This window comes from Methylophaga nitratireducenticrescens, assembly GCF_000260985.4.
GTDB lineage: Bacteria > Pseudomonadota > Gammaproteobacteria > Nitrosococcales > Methylophagaceae > Methylophaga > Methylophaga nitratireducenticrescens.
On the sequence record NC_017857.3, the window covers coordinates 1180526 to 1202358 of the forward strand.

The following is a 21833-nucleotide window of genomic DNA, read 5'->3' on the forward strand; positions in this document are numbered from 1 at the left end:
TTAACATTGTTGAAAATCGCTAAGTCATTATTATTTAACAGGGCCACACCAAATGGTTAAAGTTTAACCATGTTTTAAATCTAATTAAAATCAATTACTTATAATTGTTTTGTGTGCATTCAATGACTTAGCGAAGTATGTTGTAAGAGCACTGTAACAATCCAACGGAAAGTGCATAACTTACTTTGTTGGAATTAAGAAATTACACTCGAGCTAATGCAGGAATGATTTGCTCATCAAAGGCCGAATCTTCATGACCGGTTGGTTCAATGCGAAATTGCTCAAGTCCCTTAAAATCAAATAGTTGTTGATCAGCCAATTGTGATGGAGCAACATTCTGGATACTACGGAAGATGTTCTCGATACGGCCGGGATGCTGTTTATCCCAATTTTGCAGCATTTCTTTAATCACTTGGCGTTGCAGATTATCTTGTGAGCCACATAAATTGCACGGGATAATGGGGAAGGCTTTAGCCTCGGCATAACGTGTAATATCCGACTCTTTAACATAACAAAGTGGCCGGATGACGATATTGGTCTTATCATCGCTCAACAGTTTGGGAGGCATTGCTTTGGTTTTGCCGCCATAGAACATATTCAAGAACAGCGTTTCAATAATGTCGTCACGGTGATGACCTAACGCGATTTTGGTGATGCCATGTTGTCGTGCATAACCATACAAGGAACCCCGACGCAGTCTTGAACACATTGCGCAGGTCGTTTTATTTTCTGGAACAACTTCCTTGACGATGCTATAGGTATCTTTTTCGATAATATGAAATGGCACCCCGATTTTATTTAGATATTCTGGTAATACATGCTCCGGAAAGCCGGGTTGCTTTTGATCCAGATTGACGGCAATCAATTCAAAATTAATGGGTGCGTGATCGCGTAAATTCAACAGAATATCGAGCAGGGTATAGCTGTCTTTGCCACCGGAAAGACATACCATAACCTTATCCCCATCCTGAATCATATCGTAATCAGCAATCGCCTGTCCGACTTGGCGGCGTAAGCGTTTATGTAACTTATTGAATTCGTGTTGCTGCTTCAACTGATTGTCAAACATTAGATCAGACCTGCAAAGGGTTGTACGGTGACTGACTGGCCTGCCGCCACACCATCACAATCTTCATCCAGTAAAATAAAACAGTTGGCTTGACTCATTGAACGCAGAATACCGGAGCCCTGTTCGCCGGTCATCGTGACTTCCAACTGGTTGGCGTTATTATTGCGCAATAATCCTCGCTGAAACTCGAAGCGGCCTGGCCGTTTGCGAATGTTTTCAGCTGCAATCGCCTGCAGCACTATTGGGGGTTGATATAAAGCTCCCGCCAGCTTGTGTAATGCTGGTTGTACAAACTGATAAAACGTCACCATCACCGAAACCGGATTACCGGGCAAACCGAAAAAATGAGCATCGGCGATTTTGCCATAGGCAAGCGGTCTGCCTGGTTTCATCGCTATTTTCCAGAAATGTATTTCACCGAGTTCTTCCAATAATTGCTTAATATAATCGGCTTCACCGACTGAAACGCCTCCTGAGGTAATAACCACATCTGCTTCTTTGGCGGCTTGCAGCAAAGCCTCACGTAAAGCCTCCGGATTGTCGGCGACCACGCCCATATCAATGATTTCAGCATCAAGGCGCGTCAGCATGGCATGCAACGTATAACGATTACTATCATATATATCGCCAGGATTTAATGTTTCACCAAGCGAACGTAATTCATCACCGGTAGAAAAAAACGCCACACGAAGTCGACGGCGAACCTTTAATTCAGCAAATCCTAATGATGCCAGTAAGCCTAAATCGGCTGCGGTAATTTGGCGCCCTGCAGTAAGTACCACAGCCCCGGTCTCAATATCTTCGCCAGCGAGTCGGACATTTTCACCAACATGATGTTCGCCATGCAATGTGATGGTGTCTTCAATGGCTTCAGCCTGTTCCTGCATGATGACCGTATCACAGCCCACAGGAATCATTGCCCCTGTCATGATTCTTACGCATTCACCACTGTTTACAGTTTTATCAAAAGGTTGGCCAGCAAACGCACTTCCAACGAGTTTTAATGTGATGGATTGAGATTGATGTTTTAAATCTTCTCCACGCAAAGCATAGCCATCCATGGCTGAATTTGCATGTGGTGGGACGGATAGTGGAGAAATTACATCTTCATGTAATATTTGTCCTAACGCATCACGCAATGCGACTTTGCGCCAGCAACGTATTGCAGTTATTTGTTGCAAAATCTGATATTTTGCTTCCTCCACCCTTAACGTTTTCACCGATTCTTTCGTTGCGCAACTTGTTTGGGGAGTAAAGTCAGTCATGATGGTATTGCCTAATAAAGTTATTAATAAAGTCTAGGATGGAGTCCAAATCATTTAAATTCAATACGGGCATCTTAGGCTTGACCAATAGATCCGAGTCCGTGGCAATGGCAATGATATTGGGATCTTCTGGAAACAGCAGAGGTTTGCCAACGCTGGCACGATGTAACTCCAGTTTTGGTATTGATTCCTGTTTGAAACCTTCAACCAAAATCAAATCCAGCTCATGTAAATTAAGACGCGTTAAACAATCTGATAAAAGGGGTTCACTTTGTTCAACGTCACTGGTTTGCATCAGTGCCAATAAACGTCTAGACGCCACTATTACCTGATTTGCTCCGGCTTCACGAATTCGATAACTGTCTTTGCCAGGCTGATCAATATCAAATAAATGATGTGCATGTTTTATGACCGCCAGACGTAATCCCGCAGAGCGGAGTTTGGGAATCAATTGAGTGAGTAACGTTGTTTTACCGGTACCACTAAAAGCAGCGATCCCCAGTAATGGTACTGAAGATTGTAACGCTGGAAACCGCACATCTTCGGGGTGATTGAAGTTGGTGAAGCTATCTGATTGGTCTGAAAAATCCACTTCAACCATTGCCTGCTGAGCAAACCAGCGATCAATCTTTCTTTCTCCTGAAGCAAGATATTTTTGTAAATCCTCTGCCAGTTCACAGTCTAATAGTGCAAAGACTGGTTGAATACGTTTTCCATCAGTCGCCACAGCAACTTTATTGCCTGTTCTTAGCAATGTTTCCAGCATGCGCTGTCGTAGTTTTGGACTGGGGGCTGGACTGTCACAGGGAACGGTCAGAATATAATCGGTTGTTGCCGCTTGCATACCGGCCAACATTCCAGCCAATGGTCCTTGAAAACCGGAGAGTGAATCGCTGATGACAGAATAGCCAAATTGTTGATAGCGCTCTATATTACGATTGGCATTGATCAGCAACTTCTCAACCTGAGGTGCAATATGGTTAATGACGTGTGCGATAAGGGGCTGATGAACGAAGTTTATCAGACCTTTATCATTACCGCCCATGCGGCGAGCTTCGCCACCGGCGAGAATGACACCAGTCACGGTGGGGTAAGTAGATTTAGTCATGTTGTTTGTAATTAACGCCTTTTTGTTGAGTAGATACAATGCATAAATTAACGATTTCTGTGCTTATTATACTGTGTATTCCACTTAGCGCATGGGCGAAGGATTTACAAATTCTAATCATGGGATTGTCTCGCGACCATGCCGTTGTGGAAATTAATCAGCAGCAACATTTTTTGACGGTTGGACAACGTACTCCGGAAGGGGTGACTTTAATCAGTGCAAATAGTCATCAGGCAGTATTGGATATTGCAGGGCAGCATCGTGTTTTTGAGTTAAACAATCGGGTTGGTGGTGTGTATTCTGCACCAGTTACGTTGCCGGTAGTAAGTATCTGGCCAACCAATGGCATGTATCTGGCCAGTGGTTCAGTCAATGGCTTTACAGTGGATTTCATGGTGGATACGGGCGCTTCGGTTATTGCGATTAACAGTGCAACGGCCAAACGTTTGGGGGTGGATTATCTTGAAGCAAATCAGATTGAAGTTCGAACAGCTTCCGGTGTAGAACAGGCTTATAGTATTCAACTTAATTCGGTTCAACTGGGGGATATTTCATTAAACAATGTTGCTGCTGTGGTAATTGATGGTCCAGAGCCTCACCGTGCGTTATTAGGAATGAGTTTTCTTAATGCCTTTGATATTGAGCGTAAAGGAGAACGACTGGATTTACGCCAGAAATTCTAAGACTGCTGAGCAACTCGTATTGATGAAACAAGACAAAATGCTGTTGAAAAAACACACTCCAAACTTAAAAACACCCGGTTAAAACCGGGCGTTTTTAAGGGAGGTAATAGGATTAAATCAATCAAAACCCTTTGTGATTAAAGCATAGGCTGAATGATTATGAATCGATTCAAAGTTTTCTGATTCAACCGTGTAAGCCTTGATGCGATCATCTGCATTCAGACGCGCAGCCACATCACGAACCATATCTTCGACAAATTTTGGATTATCATAAGCATGTTCGGTAACGTATTTTTCATCGGGACGCTTGAGTAATCCATAAATCTGACATGAAGCTTCATCTTCGACCAAGTCAATCAAATCTTCAATCCAGATAAAGCTGTCTGTTTTTACGGTTAATGTGACATGCGAACGCTGATTGTGCGCTCCGTAATCCGAAATGTTTTTTGAGCATGGACACAAACTGGTGACCGGAACAATGACTTTGACGGTCATGCTGGTTTTCTTGTTAACAATTTCACCAATAAAGCTGACTTGATAATCCATCAGGCTGCGAACTTTTGAAATGGGCGCTTCCTTATTTACGAAATAAGGAAAGTCCATTTCAATGTAACCGGATTCAGCATCCAGTCGTTCTGTCATTTCACCCAACATGGTATGAAAAGATTTAACGGTAATCTCACGCTCATGCTGGTTGAGGATCTCAACAAAACGTGACATATGTGTGCCTTTAAACTGATGTGGCAGATTCACATACATATTGAAATTGGCCACTGTGTGTTGTTCGCCGGTGGTGCGATCACTGACCACAACTGGATGGCGAATATCTTTAATGCCCACTTTATCAATCGCAATGTGACGTTTATCTTTGATATTTTGAACGTCTTCGATTTCTGCTGCTGCTATTGGCTTATTTTGATCGGTCATGATTCGGGTTAATCCTCACTATATTTGACACAGGCACGGTCTGTTTCCCATACCGTGACACCAGAAACTCTGGCTGTGTCGGTGTTTAGCGTATCGCTAAGGTGCTGGTAAAAAAACTGGGCGATATTTTCTGCCGTAGGATTAATCTCATCGAATGGGGGAATCTCATTCAAATAGCGATGATCCAATTTTTTGGCCAACTCACGAGTTGCTATTTTGATGGTTTTAAAATCCATAGCCATGCCATGCTGATTCAGCGTATTGGCCGTGACTTCGACTTCAAGTTTCCAGTTATGACCATGCATTCGGCGGCAATCCCCAGGGTAATCCCGCAGAGTATGTGCAGAGGCAAAATCAGCCAGAATTTTTAAGGAATAGGTGGGGTTCATATTGTTGACTATTATACTCAGGAATTAGTCTGTCGAACAGGTCATTATCACGCAAAATAACGATTGATGGTATCGATAATACCACTTGCATCCAGACCACAGGCACTGAGCATTTGGCCATGATCTCCATGATCAATAAAATAATCAGGCAGCCCCATCATCTGTATATTTGCTGCTCTGCCTTGTTGCTGAAAATATTCATTTACAGCACTGCCGGCTCCGCCCATCACTGCATTTTCTTCAATGGTAATAATAAGCTCATGATGGGCTGCAATTTCATCAAGAACCGCAGTATCTAACGGTTTAACAAAACGCATATTCACAACGGTTGCATCAATTTGCTCAGCAGCGTCAAGCGCTGCATGTAATAAAGTGCCAAAGGCCAGAATGGCCGTTTTTTGGCCGGACCTGCAGATTTGTGCCTTACAGAGTGGCAAAGGATCCAGCTGTGGATCAATCGTCGTGCCGTTGCCACTACCACGAGGGTAACGTACTGCAGCAGGACCATTATGATGAAAACCTGTTGTCAGCATTTGCCGACATTCATTTTCATTACTGGGTGTCATAATCAGCATATTTGGAATACAACGCAGATAACTTAAGTCAAAACTTCCGGCATGCGTGGCCCCATCTGCTCCCACCAAACCAGCCCGATCAATCGCAAACAACACGGGTAGATTTTGCAGTGCCACATCATGGATCAATTGATCATATGCGCGTTGCAGAAATGTTGAGTAAATGGCAACGACCGGTTTTTTACCTTCACAGGCCATTCCAGCAGCCAGTGTTACTGCATGCTGTTCAGCGATGCCGACATCAAAATAACGTTCAGGAAACCGCTTAGCGAAGTCATTCAGGCCAGAGCCTTCACACATGGCGGGTGTAATGGCAATCAGATCTTCGGATGCCGTCCCCATATCGCATAGCCACTGACTGAAAACCTGAGTAAACGTTGGGCCGGATTTTTTGCTATTGGCCGGACTGACACCGTGATATTTACATGGCTGCTGTTCCGCAGGCTTAAATCCTTTACCTTTTTTGGTGACAATGTGCAGAAATTGAGCGCCTTTGCTATTGCGTAAATTGTTCAAAGTGGTAATCAACGTATCCAGATCATGACCATCAATCGGACCAATATAATTAAACCCCATCTCTTCAAATAGCGTGCCAGGTACCATCATGCCTTTGACATGTTCTTCTGTACGTCTGGCGAACTCCCAGGCTGGTGGGATTTTTTCAAGCATTTTTTTGCTGCTTTCACGGGCTGAACGATAGAAACGACCAGAAAGTAATCTGGCCAGATAATTGGCCATACCACCAACATTTTTGGAAATCGACATTTCATTGTCATTAAGCACAACCAGCATGTCGGCATTCAGATCACCGGCATGAGCCAGTGCTTCGTATGCTTGGCCTGCAGTGAGGGCACCATCACCGATAATAGCCACTGAACGATTTGATGACCCCGTGGCCCGAGCAGCTATTGCCATGCCTAAAGCCGCACTGATTGACGTACTGGAATGACCAACACCAAAGCTGTCATAGTTACTTTCACTACGTTTGGGAAAACCGGAAAGGCCACCGGGCTGACGCATAGTATGCAGCTGGTCACGACGCCCTGTTAGAATTTTATGCGTATAACTTTGATGACCGACATCCCATACCAGTCGATCTTCTGGTGTATTGTAGACATAATGCAAAGCCAGAGTGAGTTCAACGACTCCCAGATTTGAAGAAATATGCCCTCCGGTCTGCTGGATCTGATCGACAATAAGCTCGCGAATCTCGATCGCCAACTGTTCCAATTGTTTACGATCCAGTTTTCGTAACTGGGCAGGAGAGTCGATTTGTGAAAGTAGACTTGTCATGGTATTCAGCGTCATTAAAAGCTCCGTTGCACGACAAAGTTTGCCAGTGCCCGCATTGCCAGACATTGACTGTCAATATTATCCAAAGCAGCCAAAGCCTCATCAACAAGTGCTTGTGCTTTTTGTTGAGCCGCTTTAAGCCCCATTAAAGCGGGGTAGGTGGGTTTGTTACGTGCAATATCAGCGCCTTGCTGTTTGCCTAGAGTGACCGTATCTGCAATCACATCCAGTACATCATCCTGCACCTGAAAAGCCAGACCTATAGCAGCTGCATACTGATCCAAATGACTTAAATCAGCTGGTTTGTAATTTGAGCTGCAATAGACCCCGAGCATTACACTGGCTTTGATTAATGCTCCGGTTTTCAGTAAATGCATGGCTTCGAGTTCGGACTGGTCCAGTTGTTTACCAACAGAAGCTAAGTCGATGGCTTGACCACCAGCCATACCCATGACACCAGAAGCATGTGCTAAATATTTAACCATGGCAATTTGCTGATCGGCTGGTAAATTATTATCAGTTAAACTTTCAAATGCCAGGGTTTGTAAGGCATCACCAACTAATAAGGCGGTTGCTTCATCATAGGCTTTATGACAGGTGGGTTTGCCACGGCGTAAATCATCATCATCCATCATTGGCATATCATCATGCACTAATGAATACGCATGAATCATCTCAACGGCACAAGCTGCTGCATCCAGTGCTTCAGGATCAGCATTAAACGCTTCACCGGTGGCATAGACAAGCATCGCTCGCAAGCGTTTGCCACCATTCAATGTTGCATAGCGCATAGCTTCAGATAACCGTGCAGCCGCAATGGTATTTTGCTTGGGTAATCGTTGTTGCAGCACCAGGCTGATACGTTGCTGGTGCGCTGGCATCCAGTCAGAAAGTAAAAACGTTTGTGTCACGATGCCTCGGAATCAGGATCAAAATCCACTAACTCGGACTGGCCGGATTGTTGTAATAACATTTGGACTTTTTGCTCTGCAGCCTGTAATGCTTCCTGACAATCGCGCGTAAGCAGGACGCCGCGCTCGTAAAGTTTTAACGATTCTTCAAGACTGATATCGCCTTTTTCCAGGCGCTCTACCAATGATTCAAGTTCATTGACAGCCGCCTCATATTCAAGTTTTTTGCGTTTTGCCACCATATTGGCCTCTGTACAAATCTCGCGTTAACGGCACATTATAAGTTAATCGAAGCTGACGTGCCTGCTGGAATGTTTGCTAATTTCCCGTTAGTCTGTTGCGTTTTCCTTTTACGCTGAACTATGTCATGCCGAAAATCATTCGCGGCCTATACAATTTGCCTGACCCCGTTGAAGGTTGTGTGGCAACAATTGGTAATTTTGATGGTGTGCATTTAGGGCATCAAGCGGTGCTGACGCAATTGGCCATGAAAGCCGACATACTTAATTTGCCGGCTGTTGTCATTACTTTTGAACCACAACCCTTTGAATTTTTTGTGCCAGAGAAGGCCCCCGCCAGATTATCGCGATTTCGTGAAAAAGTGGAATCACTGCGCGCCTATTCGATCCAGAAACTATGTGTTTTGCGCTTTAATCGTCAATTAGCAGAAATGCGAGCTGAAACCTTTATTCAAAAATTATTGGTTGATGGTTTAAATGTACGCTATCTAGTGGTGGGTGATGATTTTCGTTTTGGCAAGGGAAGGCACGGTGACTTTGCCTTACTGCAACAAGCTGGAAAGCGGCACGGTTTTCAAGTTGTCAATATGCATACTTTTGCCATTGATGATATGCGGGTCAGTAGCACTCGGATTCGTAAAGCGTTGCAGGACGGGGACTTGGCCATGGCCGAAAAGCTGCTGGGGCGTCCTTACCGAATGAGTGGCAGAGTGGCGCATGGTGATAAACGTGGCCGAAAAATGGGATATCCGACAGCGAATATTCATTTACATAGAGCAAAAGTACCACTAAACGGTGTGTATGCAGTGCAACTTTACGGTATTGATGAAGAGCCCGTAAATGGTGTGGCCAATATTGGTGTCAGACCAACCATTTCCGGTAGTGATAAAGCTATACTCGAAGTGCATTTATTTGACTTTCAGAGTGATATTTACGGGGAGCATGTTCAAGTATATTTTCTCAAGAAACTGCGCGATGAACATAAATTTGCCAGCATCGAACAGCTGATTGAACAGATTCATATCGATTCTGCGCAGGCTAGAAATTACTTTGGGATCAGTAGCGAATAGCGGTCGTTCTAGTTGCTGGCAAATTCACCTTCTTCATAACTTAAGATCAGTTTTTCTGCAGCTTGACCATCCTTATCGTTTACAAACACATGGGCAAAATCGCTCGCGGGTAATTCACCTACCGCACCTTGCAGAAAATGACCTCCAACATGGGTTTCAATACCATGCGCATTCAGCAAGCCAGACACAATATGGGCTTCCAGAATATTGGTAGCGCGAAAAATTAACTGCATGACTATTGCAAATGCACAGCTTCAAAGCGGGCCATCACGTTTCCATCCACATCGGCCAGTTCAAGATGCTTCCCTTCAATTTGCCAGTAACGTACTTTTTCGAGCATAAAATGCACTGACTGAGAGGTTTCCATGCCTTGTGGACAGGCCATCATCGTGCTTGCAATACGACTGAATTTGAGCTTGTCTTCACGAAGCTGAAAACTTCCCATAATTCGATTACAACCATCTGAGCCAGAAAGGCGGTTTTCTTCTGACGACAAAATAAGTGACGGTTCGCGTTGATTCTGGTAAACCTCAATCGGTTCATCATTCAAACGGGTCAGTTTCCAGTAGGTATTGAGCAGATTATCGTTATAACCCAATTGACCACAGGTTTCTCCTGGCCAGATATTGTTGGCTTCAGTGACAACCAATACAGGCGCAACTTCACTCGTAGTGGCATTCATGTCGGGTTCCAGAAAGCCATTTACTTCGACTAACAATGACGGATTTTGCTCATCAGCATATTCCAGATAAAGCGATTCCAGTGCTGTATTCTCTGCTTTCTGAGCAACAGACCAATGCTGACGCGTGAGGCATTCAGTGAACGTACCGGTATCAGCTGCGAAACGATACATTCCATGAAATTGTGTGACAGGATACATTGGCCGAAACGTCGCATCACGTTGTAGCTGGTAATTCAATAAACTGTTAATTGGACCCTGTTCCTGATCCAGCAAACGAATACTGCCGTCTTTTGCGATTTGAAATGCCGTTTGTTGAGGCTCATCTGAGAGCAGTCTGAGCTGACCAGTATGTTGCTGCCATTGGCCTAGTTGGTAAAATGTCGAATTATCGCCGGAGCCCTGATAGTGCAGTTGCAGATAATAACTATTATCTGCAAATAAATTGAGATGGTAATCAATACCGGGGCAATCAGCGCAGGGCAAAGTGCCACTGTAGCTGATAGGAAGCTCCTCAGTAATCAGATGTTGCTGGTCTGATTTTTCATTGCTGCATCCAATAACACAGAGCACGGACAATAACATCAACCATTTCTTAATCATATTGGATTCCAGAGACCTTTGACCAGAATTAGCGATGAAACTCACCGGCCCGCTCTGGTTGATATTCAATGGTTTCAATTCGAACTTGTAACATGCCGCCCTGACCATCTGGCCAGTTAATTTCCTCACCTTCTTTCAACCCCAGCATAGCACTGCCAACTGGGGCCAGAATGGAAATGGTATTACCCGAACTGTCCATATCTTTTGGATAGACCAATTTCAGCGTAAACGTTACCCCGGTGGAGACCACTGAAAATTTTACCTGAGAGTTCATTGTCACTACATTGGCTGGCATCTGCTCAGGAGCAACCAGATCAGCGCGTTCAAGTTCGGTTAATAAAGCCATTTTGACATTTGCAGGGATACCCGAGGTAGCCTGCAGTAAATTTTCGATACGGCTGTAATCGAGTTCAGAAATAATAATGTCGGGTTGTGAATTCACAATAAACTCCATTCAACAAAGTTATACACGCACAAAAGCTACCAGCATATTCAGACGGCATCAGTTGAGTTATGTTTGAGGGAAAAACAATCGGTACTCAAAGGCATGTTGATGTCTCATCGCCACCTTTGATAGTGGATTTGAAAAAACAATAATCCATAACAAGCCGCATTATGATGGCACAATTTTTAAGCTGATATAAGGTGCCAGCAAAAACAAAAATATGGATAGCTTATAAAACATCATGCCAAGATAATGCAGTTGTGAGAATTGCTCTCGAGTCACGGCGAACCATCGACGGTGTAACGTATAAATTCTGTCACTGGCAAAACCATAGACGAGGAACCAAAGCAGCAAAACCAGATAGTTAAGAGCTGCTGTCCACCCCAGAATAAAAGTCATGTTTTCCAGCGTCATGGCAGGGTCTCCTTTTATAAACAGATCCTAATTTACGCTGAGTTACTTCTGAATAAAAGTCATTGGCTTTTAACGGTTGCCACGCAGTTTATGGAACAGGCGTTTAATAGCCTTGCGTCCATATTTTCGTTTGAATTTAACTTTAAAATCATAAAGATAAAAAGGTAAACGGCAACGTAAATTAAATGGCAACTTATATTTGGTATGTTGCAAATAATGTCCAACAAGCTTTTCTCGCCCCGACCAGTGAAGTTTATTGCAAATCCGGGTGAGATCGGACAGACGCTCAGAAAGTGTTGCATTACGATTGAAAAAGCGGGCACGATTAATATCAATCAGGGTGAAGTCCAGTTTGCTATCAGCTTGCTTTTTAATCAGAATATTGCCACCGGCTAAATCGCGGAAAAACACACCTCGGCCATGTAAATCCAATAGAAAACTACTGAGCTGCTGATATAAATCCTCTTCATTGACCCCCTGATATTCGGTTGCTCCGTCGTTAAACGCCGTTAGAATATCTCTGGTAGAGAAATCATGGTCAACCAAATTACACAGATAATAATTTTCAGTCAGTGTTTTATCATTTGTCTGTTCAAAATAGGCAATTGGAAGCGCGGTGGGAATACCACGACGTAATAGTTCAGCAGCAGCATTCCAGCTGCGTTTTGACTTGCAAGGTTTGAATTTATCGAGCAGACGTTTGTGTGGCGGCATGTGCAATGGTTTTTTGGCGACCACGGTTTCATTCAGCAGATTATCGATTCGCCAGATAATATTACGCGCTTTGCGTAGCGTGTTCGTTTCAGTTGCTTTAGGTAAATTGGCTGGATGTAGCTTCTGTTTTAATTGTGCAGCCTGATTGGCATTTTCAGCGATCAGCAATCCTTTCCAACCATCCTGTTCAAATTCGTACAAATTCTTGCCATGCGCATGACGGTAAACTGACACACGTTTACGGGCGTTTGGACTGGCTTTTAGCTGAATTTTGATATTGGCTGGCCAGCAAAGGTATATGGGGGATTCCGTTACAAACTCGGGTTTTTCACTGACAAGCTCTCCATCGCGGGCGATGATTTCCACATTATCCAGCTGAGCAGGGGCATATAAAGCATGCATTGGCATTGCCTGACCATTGGCAGTCCATAGCACATGGATTAACTTATCCTTATTGCGAAATGCATGAACTTCAATGGTCTCAGCCGTCGCCAATGGCCCCTCATACAAGCTGCCAGGGATCAATCGGATAAAATTCTGCATCGCATAAAATGATGGACGCAGACGGAAATCCTCGCGTTTTCCCAGTACTGAACGGTAATGGGTAATGCGTTCCAGCTCGGGATAAACCTCATAACCGTCATCAATCAGGCCTTCTCGATGACAGATAAACGGTCCCCAATAAGCCTGCTGCATCGCACCGGAAGCAGCGAGTAAAGTGAAGTAACGGCTTAAATAATCTGCTTGTTTTTCTTCACCGTTGACCAAAACACGACGGATACGTGGCAGTGTCCAGAACGCAGCGGGTGAAATAAATTCCTTGACGCCAAAGTCGTCAGTGATCTTTTTCAGAATCCGGGCTTTTTTGACCAGATTCACTTTTAATCGCATTGCCAGTTTGGTACCGAAAATCCGATGGTCAAAGCGTTCCGGTTCAGTAACCCGTTCACTGAACAGATTATTGGTGTGAATGTCTGGCAATTGCTTAGCACGCCGCAAGCGTGCCAGTACCGCAATATTATGCAGGGGTTCAAAATCGGAAATATTCGGTCCGGCAATTTTGATATGTCGGGATTTGATTTCTTCGTAAGCAATACGCCAGGTATTATAAAAACTTTCCGTGTCATAGCCTGCCCAGCGACGGCGGTTACTGGTTGAACCGACCTCAATCGCCTTTACCCGTGATCCAAACCGGCTGGCCGCCGTTTGAACAAACTCACGCCAGCGCAGTTGGGCGCTGCCGGTTTTCATTTGTTGGGCTTCGGTAAAAGGCTGTACCAGATGCAGTAAGACTTTAATATCAGTAGAAAGTAAGCGTTCCAGCAACCGGGTTACTGGACCTCCTTCATCACCATAGGTGTAATCGAGACGAACCTGTTTAATCTGCAATTCAGTCAATTGCTGCAGGATATACTTATCTACTGCAGGATCCTCAGAAGTGGTCACACCCACCCCCACAAAATCGTCCGGAACGATATGTTTGGCTTCTGGTAAATGTCCATCAGGCAACGCCAGCCGGCCAGCAAACACATAACGCAATGCATTACCCAATGCGTTTGCATCCATTAACGGGCCATTTTCAATTTTGTTTTGCGATGGATCAGACGAGCTCATAAAAAATCCGAAAAGTTATGCCCTGCATTGGGCTTTTTTAAAGCAGAAATAATTATCATGCTTGGGTTTGTTTCATAGCCACCACGGTTGGAAACTTTCTCCTCAAACAAGGCGGACTGACTTGAGGCGTTTAATGCGTCAAGCTGCTGGAAAAGACATTTAACACCACTACGCCGCCTAAAATCATTGAAATGCCAATGATGGCAGGGGTGTCCAGTTTCTGACTAAATACAATCCAACCGATTAAAGCGATTAATACCACCCCAATCCCTGCCCAGATCGCATAGGCGATACCCACAGGAATGACTTTTAACGATAAAGCTAAAAAGTAAAAAGCGACGATGTAACCTACGATAACAGCTACTGATGGCCAGAACCGGGTAAATCCCTCAGAAGCCTTGAGAAAGCTGGTACCGAAAACCTCGGCAAGAATAGCAATACTTAATAATAACCATTTAGACATGTTATGGGACTCAATTGTAGGTGAGGAAAAGGCTGATAGCCAACAGGCTACCCAGCAGAGCAACAATTAAACTTACAATGACGCCCCATTGCGTCCGGTATCCTTCTGGAAATTCGGATTCCCCAAGGGTTTTTAACACCCGCTGAAATTGTCTGGCAGCATACACTGTGGTCACACTGCCAAGCAGAATAAACGCCAGGCCAATGACAAAGGTCATGGTGGTGTTCAAGCGTTCCTGACCATTTGATAATACTTCAATTAATAAACCAGAACGTTCAATCAAAAAACCGAACATGATAAACGTCAAGCCAGTACGATTCCATGCGAGTAATGTGCGCTCTGCAGCGAATAAAACCCGCGGATCCTGGAGATAGGACATTGATTAAACCGCCTTTATTTTGCGTTTTCTCAACCAGTTTTTAAGCTTGGCGCTTAATTTGTGAAAAAAACGATGTTTGTTGCCAGCGGCTTCGCTGGTCAGAAAGTTTATCTGAATAGAACGACGCATACCTTCAAAACTTGGATAACCATGCCAGCAGTTATCCGTCACCTTAAACGCGACTAATGAGCCGGGGCCGGGAATGATTTCATCGACATAATTTTCCATATCCTGTGCATTATTCAAAATACGCAAGCGTCCCGTGGCAGCATCCCAGCTTTCATTCAGATAAATCAATATGGTGACCAGCTTGGTTTTGGAGTCAGTGTGAATGCGCCCATCTTTTTGTCGTGAATAGCCCCGCAAGGTCATCATCATCGGCAGTTCCATCACTTTTACATCAAATTTTTCACAAATAACTTGTCGGAATTCTGGACTATCGATGGAATCAAGGAAGGCTTTGAAATCAGGATTTACCGGTACATCATCAACGTTGAAACTACCACCATCACCGATGTCAGGGAAATCTCCAATCACACGATCCAGCACATCCTGACGGATCGATCGCTCCACCTTGAAAAAAGGGAAAGGTACGGTGTTGACTGTCGCAGTTTTCAAGGCCTGCATATCCAGCACTGAATTCATAGGATTTCTCATTAATGCACGTAAAGTAATTACCACATATGATAGTACAAAATAGTCTTACAATCAGATTACTGATTGGAATACATCAGTTATTTTACTAACCATAAGTAACGAAGATATTGAACCAATGAATAAATGAATGATTCTATTTTGCAGCAACCCAGCAGAAGTTGATATGGTCATTAACTAAACGCTAAACAGGAGATATCCATGTCAAAATGGCACGAAGGTCGGGTTGTAGAAAATAAACAATGGACCTCCACTCTACATTCTCTGAAGGTTGAGGCGCCCCTGGAAATGTTTGAAGCTGGACAATTTACCCGACTCGCACTGGACATTGACGGTGAAGAAATCAGTCGACCATTTTCGCTGGTGAATGCACCTGGCGAACAACCGCTGGATTTTTATTTTATTGAAGTACCTGGCGGAATATTCTCAACAAAGCTGGCAAAGCTTAATCCCGGAGATAGCGTCAAGGTTGCTACCAAGGCCACAGGGTTATTAACACTTAAACAACTGCCCCCAGCCAAAAAGCTATTTTTACTGGCCACTGGTACCGGTATTGGTCCGTTTTTATCCATTATTAAAACAGCCGAGGTGTGGCAACAATTTGAACGGATAACGCTGGTCCATGCTGTGCGATATATGGAAGAGTTGACCTATCAACAAATGATTCGCAACATCGCCGAAAATCATACGCATCAATTCAGTTATATTCCGATGGTAAGCCGTGAGGCATGTGACTACGCTATTGCTGGTCGGATTCCTGCAGCGATAATGGACTCTAAACTTGAGTTACGTGCCGGGGGAAGTATCGATAATGACAGTCATGTCATGCTGTGTGGTAATCCGGATATGGTGCAGGATACGATGAATGTGCTGTTAAAACGCGGGCTCAGGAAGCATAGTCGACGCGAACCAGGGCATATCAGCATTGAAAAGTATTGGTAGTAAAATGAAGTAGTTATGATATTCATTTGATCCAGAAAACACGTTATTTGAACCAAATATTCTTCAACCAGTCACTAGTGGCATAGCAATTGCTCTTAATTCATGAACGCTGGCTTTGTAACAGAATCATCATATTGCATTGCAAATTGTACTAAAAAGTCACATTGTTAACAGACAAGGTTTTATAACGGATCACCCGACAATTTTGTTGTTCGGTCCAAAACAGGGGAGGGCTCATGTCAGATGTCTGGCAAGACACCATCACCACAGCTGAAACAATCCGCCGTGAACTCCACGCTCATCCGGAAATGGGCTGGCAGGAACATCGCACTGCTGAGCGCGTACGTGAGATCCTCAGCCATCTGAATATTCCTTGGCGTTGCTGCGCCGGCACCGGAACAGTCGGCATAATTAATCCCAAGGGCACCACAGCACCACATATTGCTCTGCGCGGTGATATGGATGCATTGCCGCTTCACGAAGCCACTTTAAAAGTGTGGAGTTCAATGAATGAGGGGTGTATGCATGCCTGTGGTCATGATGGTCACACTGCTACCTTATTAGCGACTGCAAAATGGCTTAAGTATCACGAAGCGCAATTGAAAGGACCTGTCAGCCTGGTTTTTCAGCCAGCCGAAGAAGGGGGGCATGGCGCCAGAGAAATGATCAAAGATGGCGCGCTTGATGGGGTTGACGAAATTTATGGCTGGCACAACTGGCCGGCCATTGCATTTGGTCAAATGCTTTGTCCCGATGCGTTGGTGATGTGTGGGAATGGCACGTTTAAAATTACCCTGCACGGACAAGGCGGCCATGCCAGCCAGCCGGAACTGTGCCGTGATCCAGTGTTAGCGGCCAGTGCGATTACCCTTAATTTGCAACAGATTATCAGTCGCCGGCTAGCGCCTCAGCAAGCTGCAGTGATCAGCGTTACTTCAATTGAAGCGCCAAGTGCGCCTACCGTTATTCCACAAAATGCTGTTGTCGGCGGCAGTATCCGGGTTCCAGACAGAAAAACCCGTGATGAAATCTATCGATTGATTACTGAAATTAGCCAGCAAACTGCGGCAAGTTATGGTGTGGTGGCTGAAGTGGAAAATTTTCCGCGCTATGACGCAACCATTAATCATACGCTACAAGCCACAAACATGCGGCGGTTATGGCAGAACATTAATGGTGCTGATTCACTCGATTTTATTACGCCGACACCGATTATGGCATCCGAAGATTTCAGTTACTACCTGCAACATATTCCCGGCGCATTTGCGTTGATTGGCAGTGATGATGGACCCGAGCACCAGGTGCCATGCCACAGCCCTTATTACGACTTTAACGATCGCCTGATACCGGCGGTCACACGATTGTTTTCGCGCCTGGTCGGAGTTGGCGTACCTGTTCCGGAGGAACTGCCCTAAATCGTCCATGTGACGTGTTCAAGAGGAGATTTAAATGAGTATATTTGAAGAAAGAGAGTCTGCGATCCGTGCTTATTGCCGAGTATACCCGGTGGTATTCGATAAAGCGGCCAATGCCCGGCAGACTGATGAAAACGGCAAGGAATATATTGATTTTTTTGCTGGTGCTGGGGTCTTGAATTTCGGTCATAACAATCAGCGTATGACCAAAGCGGTAGTTGATTACATTCAATCCAACGGCGTGACCCACAGCCTTGATATGCATACCACGGCCAAACGGCAGTTTATGCAACACTTTACAGATACCATTCTAAAACCTCGCAATATGCCGCATAAAATGCAATTTACGGGGCCGACTGGCACTAATGCAGTGGAAGCAGCGATGAAACTCGCCAGACGGGTGACCGGACGTCAGGATGTCGTGGCTTTTAGTCATGGCTTTCATGGCATGACACTAGGCGCTTTAAGTGCGACGGCCAATCAGTATTTCCGTAATGCAGCCGGTGTGCCGCTTAATCATGTCAAACATTTTGCCTTTGGCTGTGACAAAACCTGTCCTGGCTGTGACTTGGGTTGCGGCATGAACAGTATTGATCAGTTAACCGCCATCTATCAGGACAGCTCCAGTGGTATTGCTCCGCCCGCAGCATTTTTGCTTGAAACGATACAGGCTGAAGGCGGTGTGAAGGTAGCATCAAAAGAATGGTTGCAGGCCCTGGAAAAATTAGCCAAAGAAGTAGGGGCATTATTCATCGTTGACGATATTCAGGTCGGCGTTGGCCGAACCGGTTCGTTTTTCAGTTTCGATGATCTGGGTATTGATCCTGACATTATCTGTCTGGCCAAAGGCATTGGCGGCATGGGCACCCCAATGGCGATGAATCTGGTGAAGCCGGAACTTGATGAACACTGGTCGCCCGGTGAACATACCGGTACTTTCAGAGGCCAGGATATTTCCTTTGTCGCGGGTGATCAGGCACTGACTTATTTTGACAATGATGAGTTGATGAAAGAAGTCAAAGCCAACGGCCAGCAAATGGCTGAAGCTCTGGCCCCATTGGCGCAGCGATACCCAGATGTAAATGTGACCGGTAAAGGCATGATTCTGGGACTGGACGTCGGCAATGGAGATAGAGCCAAAGCCATTGTGAATCAATGTTTTGAAGCCGGTTTACTGATTGCCAGCTGTGGTACCGGTGGACGGGTTGTCAAATTGATTCCACCATTAACCACACCCCAATCTGACTTAAAGACGGGACTGGATATTCTGGTTGAAGTGACTGATAGAGTCATGCAAATGGAGCGAGCCGCATGAGACATCGTGATGATATGACTTTTCCGTTTGAAGAATACGAGCGACGACTACGCGAGTTAAGAGAACGTATTGCCGAACGGCATATGGATGCTGTGGTCATTTCCGATCCTGAAAATATTATGTATCTGACGGATTACCAGACGACTGGCTATTCATTCTTTCAGGCACTGGTTGTTCCGTTGGAAGATGAACCGTTCATGATCACCCGTAAACTGGAAGAATCCAATGTAATCCATCGAACCTGGTTAGATATTACCCGGCCGTATCCTGATACCGGCGATGCCATTCAGATGCTGGTCGATGCACTGCGTGAGTTTGGACTGGATAAAAAACGCATTGGTTATGAACGTAACAGCTACTTTTTCCCTGCCTATCATCAGGACTGCATCCATACCACTTTGACCGATGGCAAATTGCTGGATTGCTTTGGCATCGTAGAGGAAGGACGGGTATGCAAATCACCGATGGAAATAGCATTAATGCAGAATGCTGCCAGAGCGACTGAAGCAGGTATGCAAGCTGGTATTGATGCAGTGCAGGCAGATGTCACTGAAAATGAAATTGGTGCAGCAATCAGCGCAGCAATGTTTAGAGCTGGCGGTGAGCCGCCAGCGGTTATGCCGTATGTGACTTCTGGACCACGCACCATGATTGGCCATGCCACTTGGGAAGGCCGCATTGTGCAGCCAAATGAACATGTCTTCCTTGAAGTGGGGGGGTGTTATCGTCGTTATCACACAGCGATGATGCGTACGATTGTTCTGGGCGCATTAAGTCCATCAATGTACAAGGCTCAGGAAATCATGAAAATGGCGCTGGACGCTGTGCATAAGAACTTCCAGCCTGGCATGACCGTATCCGATGCCGACAATATGATTCGCAATATCATTACTAAAAATGATATTGGTGCTCGACTGGTGACACGTTCTGGCTATTCAATCGGTATTGCTTTTCCACCCAGCTGGGATGAAGGGTATATCGTCAGTCTTAAACAAGGCGAATCCACTGTACTTAAACCCGGCATGACGTTTCATATTATCCCGTGGATGTGGGGCGTTGATGGGGATAAAACCTGCGGTATCTCTGACACCATTCATATTACCGAAGATGGCTGCGAGTCCTTTTTCACCATGGATAGGGATTTTGTCGTCAAAGCCGATCAGGGCAAGCAAAAACTTATCTCACTTGATAAGGGCAACAAAAACGAAACCAAAGCTGATAAACAACCTCAGCAAGCCCAAAAATCTGCCAGTTAATCTACAGAGGTCAACATGCTTATAGCAACAAACCCGTACAGCGGAGAAAAAATCGATAGTTTCCCCTGTCTCAGTAAACATGAAATGTATGCCCGAATCGGTGAGGCCAGCGCAGCTTTTGCTGACTGGAGTGATCGCAGTTTTGAGGAGCGTGCTGAGGTGTTACGTGCAGTCGCCAGACAGTTACGTGCAGAAAAACAAGATCTGGCACAACTGATGGCCTTGGAAATGGGTAAGCCAATAAGAGAAGGGGTACCTGAGGTTGAAAAAGCAGCCTTTTGTGCAGAATTCTATGCTGATAATGCTGAAAAATTCCTGGCCAGGGACACTATCGCATCGGATGCTTCACTGAGTTATGTCTGTTATCAACCTTTGGGCACATTGCTGGGAATCCTGCCCTGGAATGCACCATTATGGTTGGCATTTCGCTATCTGGCACCCGCACTGATGGCAGGCAACACCTGTGTGATGAAACACGATCCCCATGTGCCGCAAACGGCCCAGGCTATAGCAAATGCCTTTGTTAAAGCCGGCGCACCGGAAAATATTATGGTGAATCTGCCCCTGGAAACCCCAGAAGTAGAATTAGCGATTCGGGATCCACGCATAATGGCTGTTTCGTTTACCGGTTCTGGCGGTGCGGGTAGGAAAGTAGCCGAAATTGCGGGCAGTGAAATTAAACCCTGTGTGCTGGAACTGGGTGGTTCGGATCCCAGTATTATTCTGGCCGATGCTGATCTGGAAACAGCCGCGGATGTGGTGACACTGTCACGAATCATTAATGCAGGACAGTCCTGTATTGCTGCCAAACGAATTATTGTCGAGGCTGAAATCTACGATCATTTTGTCGAACTACTATTAAACCGACTCAAAAAATTGCAAATGGGCGATCCATTACAACCTAGTACCGATATCGGCCCGATTGCTCGCAAGGATTTGCAGCTGAATCTACATCGCCAAGTGGAAGATACAGTTGCTGCCGGTGCGAAATGTTTATTAGGGGGCGAATTACCGGATACCGATGGTTTTTTCTACCCGGTCACATTGCTGACCGAAGTGACTCCCACAATGTGTGCGTTTCGTGAGGAAACCTTTGGGCCAATTATGGCGGTGATTAAAGCAGAAGATCATGAACACGCACTGCAGATGGCCAATGATACGGAATACGGTTTAGGTGCCAGCATCTGGACTAAAAATGCCGAACTGGCTTTGCATCTGGCCATGCAGCTTCAATCAGGTCAGGTCGCAATAAACGGCATTGTGAAAACCGATCCTCGATTGCCCAGCGGTGGAATCAAGGGATCCGGTTTTGGCCGAGAGCTCGGGCCACACGGAATCCATGAATTTGTGAACGCCAAACAGGTTTGGATAAAATAATTTCAAGCGGTGAGATCATATTGATCTCACCCAA

At 45.2% G+C, this 21833-nt stretch carries 23 protein-coding genes; 7 read left to right on the forward strand and 16 right to left on the reverse strand.

What is annotated here, in order from left to right; all coding sequences use genetic code 11:
- Positions 1–202: 202 nt before the first annotated feature.
- The 3 genes from ttcA to mobA are packed head-to-tail and all read right to left on the reverse strand — an operon-like array spanning position 203 to position 3442.
- Positions 203–1069 carry a tRNA 2-thiocytidine(32) synthetase TtcA gene (gene ttcA, locus Q7A_RS05685; protein ID WP_014706378.1) on the reverse strand — a complete coding sequence of 289 codons (867 nt, stop codon included), beginning with the start codon at positions 1067–1069 and terminating at the stop codon, positions 203–205.
- Positions 1069–2334, reverse strand: a complete 1266-nt coding sequence (gene moeA / locus Q7A_RS05690) for a molybdopterin molybdotransferase MoeA (RefSeq protein WP_014706379.1) — start codon at positions 2332–2334, stop codon at positions 1069–1071. The genes ttcA and moeA overlap by 1 nt, the downstream gene beginning before the upstream one ends.
- Positions 2327–3442, reverse strand: a complete 1116-nt coding sequence (mobA, locus tag Q7A_RS05695) for a molybdenum cofactor guanylyltransferase MobA (protein WP_014706380.1) — start codon at positions 3440–3442, stop codon at positions 2327–2329. The genes moeA and mobA overlap by 8 nt, the downstream gene beginning before the upstream one ends.
- Before the next feature lie 38 nt (positions 3443–3480).
- Between mobA and Q7A_RS05700 the strand changes: the two genes are divergently transcribed.
- On the forward strand, positions 3481–4125 hold the full coding sequence (locus tag Q7A_RS05700; protein WP_041354417.1) for a retropepsin-like aspartic protease family protein: 645 nt from the start codon (positions 3481–3483) through the stop codon (positions 4123–4125).
- Between the two features lie 117 nt (positions 4126–4242).
- On the opposite strand, the gene folE2 is transcribed toward Q7A_RS05700, so the two are convergent.
- The 5 genes from folE2 to Q7A_RS05725 are packed head-to-tail and all read right to left on the reverse strand — an operon-like array spanning position 4243 to position 8462.
- A complete protein-coding gene (folE2, locus tag Q7A_RS05705) occupies positions 4243–5052 on the reverse strand; it encodes a GTP cyclohydrolase FolE2 (RefSeq protein WP_014706382.1) in 810 nt (269 codons plus the stop codon).
- A gap of 8 nt (positions 5053–5060) precedes the next feature.
- On the reverse strand, positions 5061–5441 hold the full coding sequence (gene queD / locus Q7A_RS05710) for a 6-carboxytetrahydropterin synthase QueD (RefSeq protein ID WP_041354418.1): 381 nt from the start codon (positions 5439–5441) through the stop codon (positions 5061–5063).
- A 47-nt stretch (positions 5442–5488) separates the two neighbouring features.
- A complete protein-coding gene (dxs, locus tag Q7A_RS05715; RefSeq protein ID WP_014706384.1) occupies positions 5489–7324 on the reverse strand; it encodes a 1-deoxy-D-xylulose-5-phosphate synthase in 1836 nt (611 codons plus the stop codon).
- The gene (ispA, locus tag Q7A_RS05720; protein ID WP_014706385.1) at positions 7324–8190 is read right to left on the reverse strand and encodes a (2E,6E)-farnesyl diphosphate synthase; all 867 of its coding nucleotides are present in this window, start codon (positions 8188–8190) and stop codon (positions 7324–7326) included. The genes dxs and ispA overlap by 1 nt, the downstream gene beginning before the upstream one ends.
- 26 nt (positions 8191–8216) lie before the next feature.
- The gene (locus Q7A_RS05725) at positions 8217–8462 is read right to left on the reverse strand and encodes an exodeoxyribonuclease VII small subunit (protein ID WP_014706386.1); all 246 of its coding nucleotides are present in this window, start codon (positions 8460–8462) and stop codon (positions 8217–8219) included.
- Between the two features lie 125 nt (positions 8463–8587).
- Here Q7A_RS05725 and ribF point away from each other — a divergent pair, with 125 nt between their 5' ends.
- On the forward strand, positions 8588–9529 hold the full coding sequence (gene ribF, locus Q7A_RS05730; RefSeq protein WP_014706387.1) for a bifunctional riboflavin kinase/FAD synthetase: 942 nt from the start codon (positions 8588–8590) through the stop codon (positions 9527–9529).
- Positions 9530–9537: 8 nt separating this feature from the next.
- Here ribF and Q7A_RS05735 read toward each other — a convergent pair whose 3' ends face one another.
- The 8 genes from Q7A_RS05735 to Q7A_RS05770 form a co-directional block, all read right to left on the reverse strand.
- Positions 9538–9762, reverse strand: coding sequence for a putative signal transducing protein (locus tag Q7A_RS05735; RefSeq protein ID WP_014706388.1), 225 nt, complete (start codon positions 9760–9762; stop codon positions 9538–9540).
- A 2-nt stretch (positions 9763–9764) separates the two neighbouring features.
- A complete protein-coding gene (locus Q7A_RS05740; RefSeq protein ID WP_014706389.1) occupies positions 9765–10811 on the reverse strand; it encodes an META domain-containing protein in 1047 nt (348 codons plus the stop codon).
- A 28-nt stretch (positions 10812–10839) separates the two neighbouring features.
- Complete coding sequence (gene rnk, locus Q7A_RS05745) at positions 10840–11253, reverse strand: nucleoside diphosphate kinase regulator (protein ID WP_014706390.1); 414 nt, start codon at positions 11251–11253, stop codon at positions 10840–10842.
- 171 nt (positions 11254–11424) lie between these two features.
- Entirely contained in the window at positions 11425–11670 is a 246-nt protein-coding gene (locus Q7A_RS05750) for a DUF6868 family protein (protein WP_014706391.1), read from the reverse strand.
- Positions 11671–11739: 69 nt separating this feature from the next.
- Positions 11740–13998 carry a lipopolysaccharide kinase InaA family protein gene (locus tag Q7A_RS05755; protein ID WP_014706392.1) on the reverse strand — a complete coding sequence of 753 codons (2259 nt, stop codon included), beginning with the start codon at positions 13996–13998 and terminating at the stop codon, positions 11740–11742.
- Positions 13999–14128: 130 nt separating this feature from the next.
- On the reverse strand, positions 14129–14461 hold the full coding sequence (locus tag Q7A_RS05760) for an SMR family transporter (RefSeq protein ID WP_014706394.1): 333 nt from the start codon (positions 14459–14461) through the stop codon (positions 14129–14131).
- 10 nt (positions 14462–14471) lie between these two features.
- A complete protein-coding gene (locus Q7A_RS05765) occupies positions 14472–14840 on the reverse strand; it encodes a YidH family protein (RefSeq protein WP_014706395.1) in 369 nt (122 codons plus the stop codon).
- A gap of 3 nt (positions 14841–14843) precedes the next feature.
- The gene (locus Q7A_RS05770) at positions 14844–15485 is read right to left on the reverse strand and encodes a 2OG-Fe(II) oxygenase (protein WP_014706396.1); all 642 of its coding nucleotides are present in this window, start codon (positions 15483–15485) and stop codon (positions 14844–14846) included.
- A gap of 210 nt (positions 15486–15695) precedes the next feature.
- Between Q7A_RS05770 and Q7A_RS05775 the strand changes: the two genes are divergently transcribed.
- The 5 genes from Q7A_RS05775 (at position 15696) to Q7A_RS05795 (ending at position 21799) form a co-directional block, all read left to right on the forward strand.
- Complete coding sequence (locus Q7A_RS05775; protein WP_014706397.1) at positions 15696–16436, forward strand: ferredoxin--NADP reductase; 741 nt, start codon at positions 15696–15698, stop codon at positions 16434–16436.
- A 236-nt stretch (positions 16437–16672) separates the two neighbouring features.
- Positions 16673–17851: a N(2)-acetyl-L-2,4-diaminobutanoate deacetylase DoeB2 gene (gene doeB2 / locus Q7A_RS05780; RefSeq protein ID WP_014706398.1), complete on the forward strand. Its 1179-nt coding sequence runs from the start codon at positions 16673–16675 to the stop codon at positions 17849–17851.
- 34 nt (positions 17852–17885) lie between these two features.
- Positions 17886–19166 carry an aspartate aminotransferase family protein gene (locus Q7A_RS05785; protein WP_014706399.1) on the forward strand — a complete coding sequence of 427 codons (1281 nt, stop codon included), beginning with the start codon at positions 17886–17888 and terminating at the stop codon, positions 19164–19166.
- Positions 19163–20422 (forward strand): ectoine hydrolase, encoded by a 1260-nt coding sequence (doeA, locus tag Q7A_RS05790; RefSeq protein ID WP_014706400.1) that lies wholly within the window; start codon positions 19163–19165, stop codon positions 20420–20422. Before Q7A_RS05785 ends, doeA begins: the two co-directional genes overlap by 4 nt.
- A gap of 15 nt (positions 20423–20437) precedes the next feature.
- Positions 20438–21799 carry an NAD-dependent succinate-semialdehyde dehydrogenase gene (locus tag Q7A_RS05795; RefSeq protein ID WP_014706401.1) on the forward strand — a complete coding sequence of 454 codons (1362 nt, stop codon included), beginning with the start codon at positions 20438–20440 and terminating at the stop codon, positions 21797–21799.
- The last annotated feature ends 34 nt before the right edge of the window (positions 21800–21833 follow it).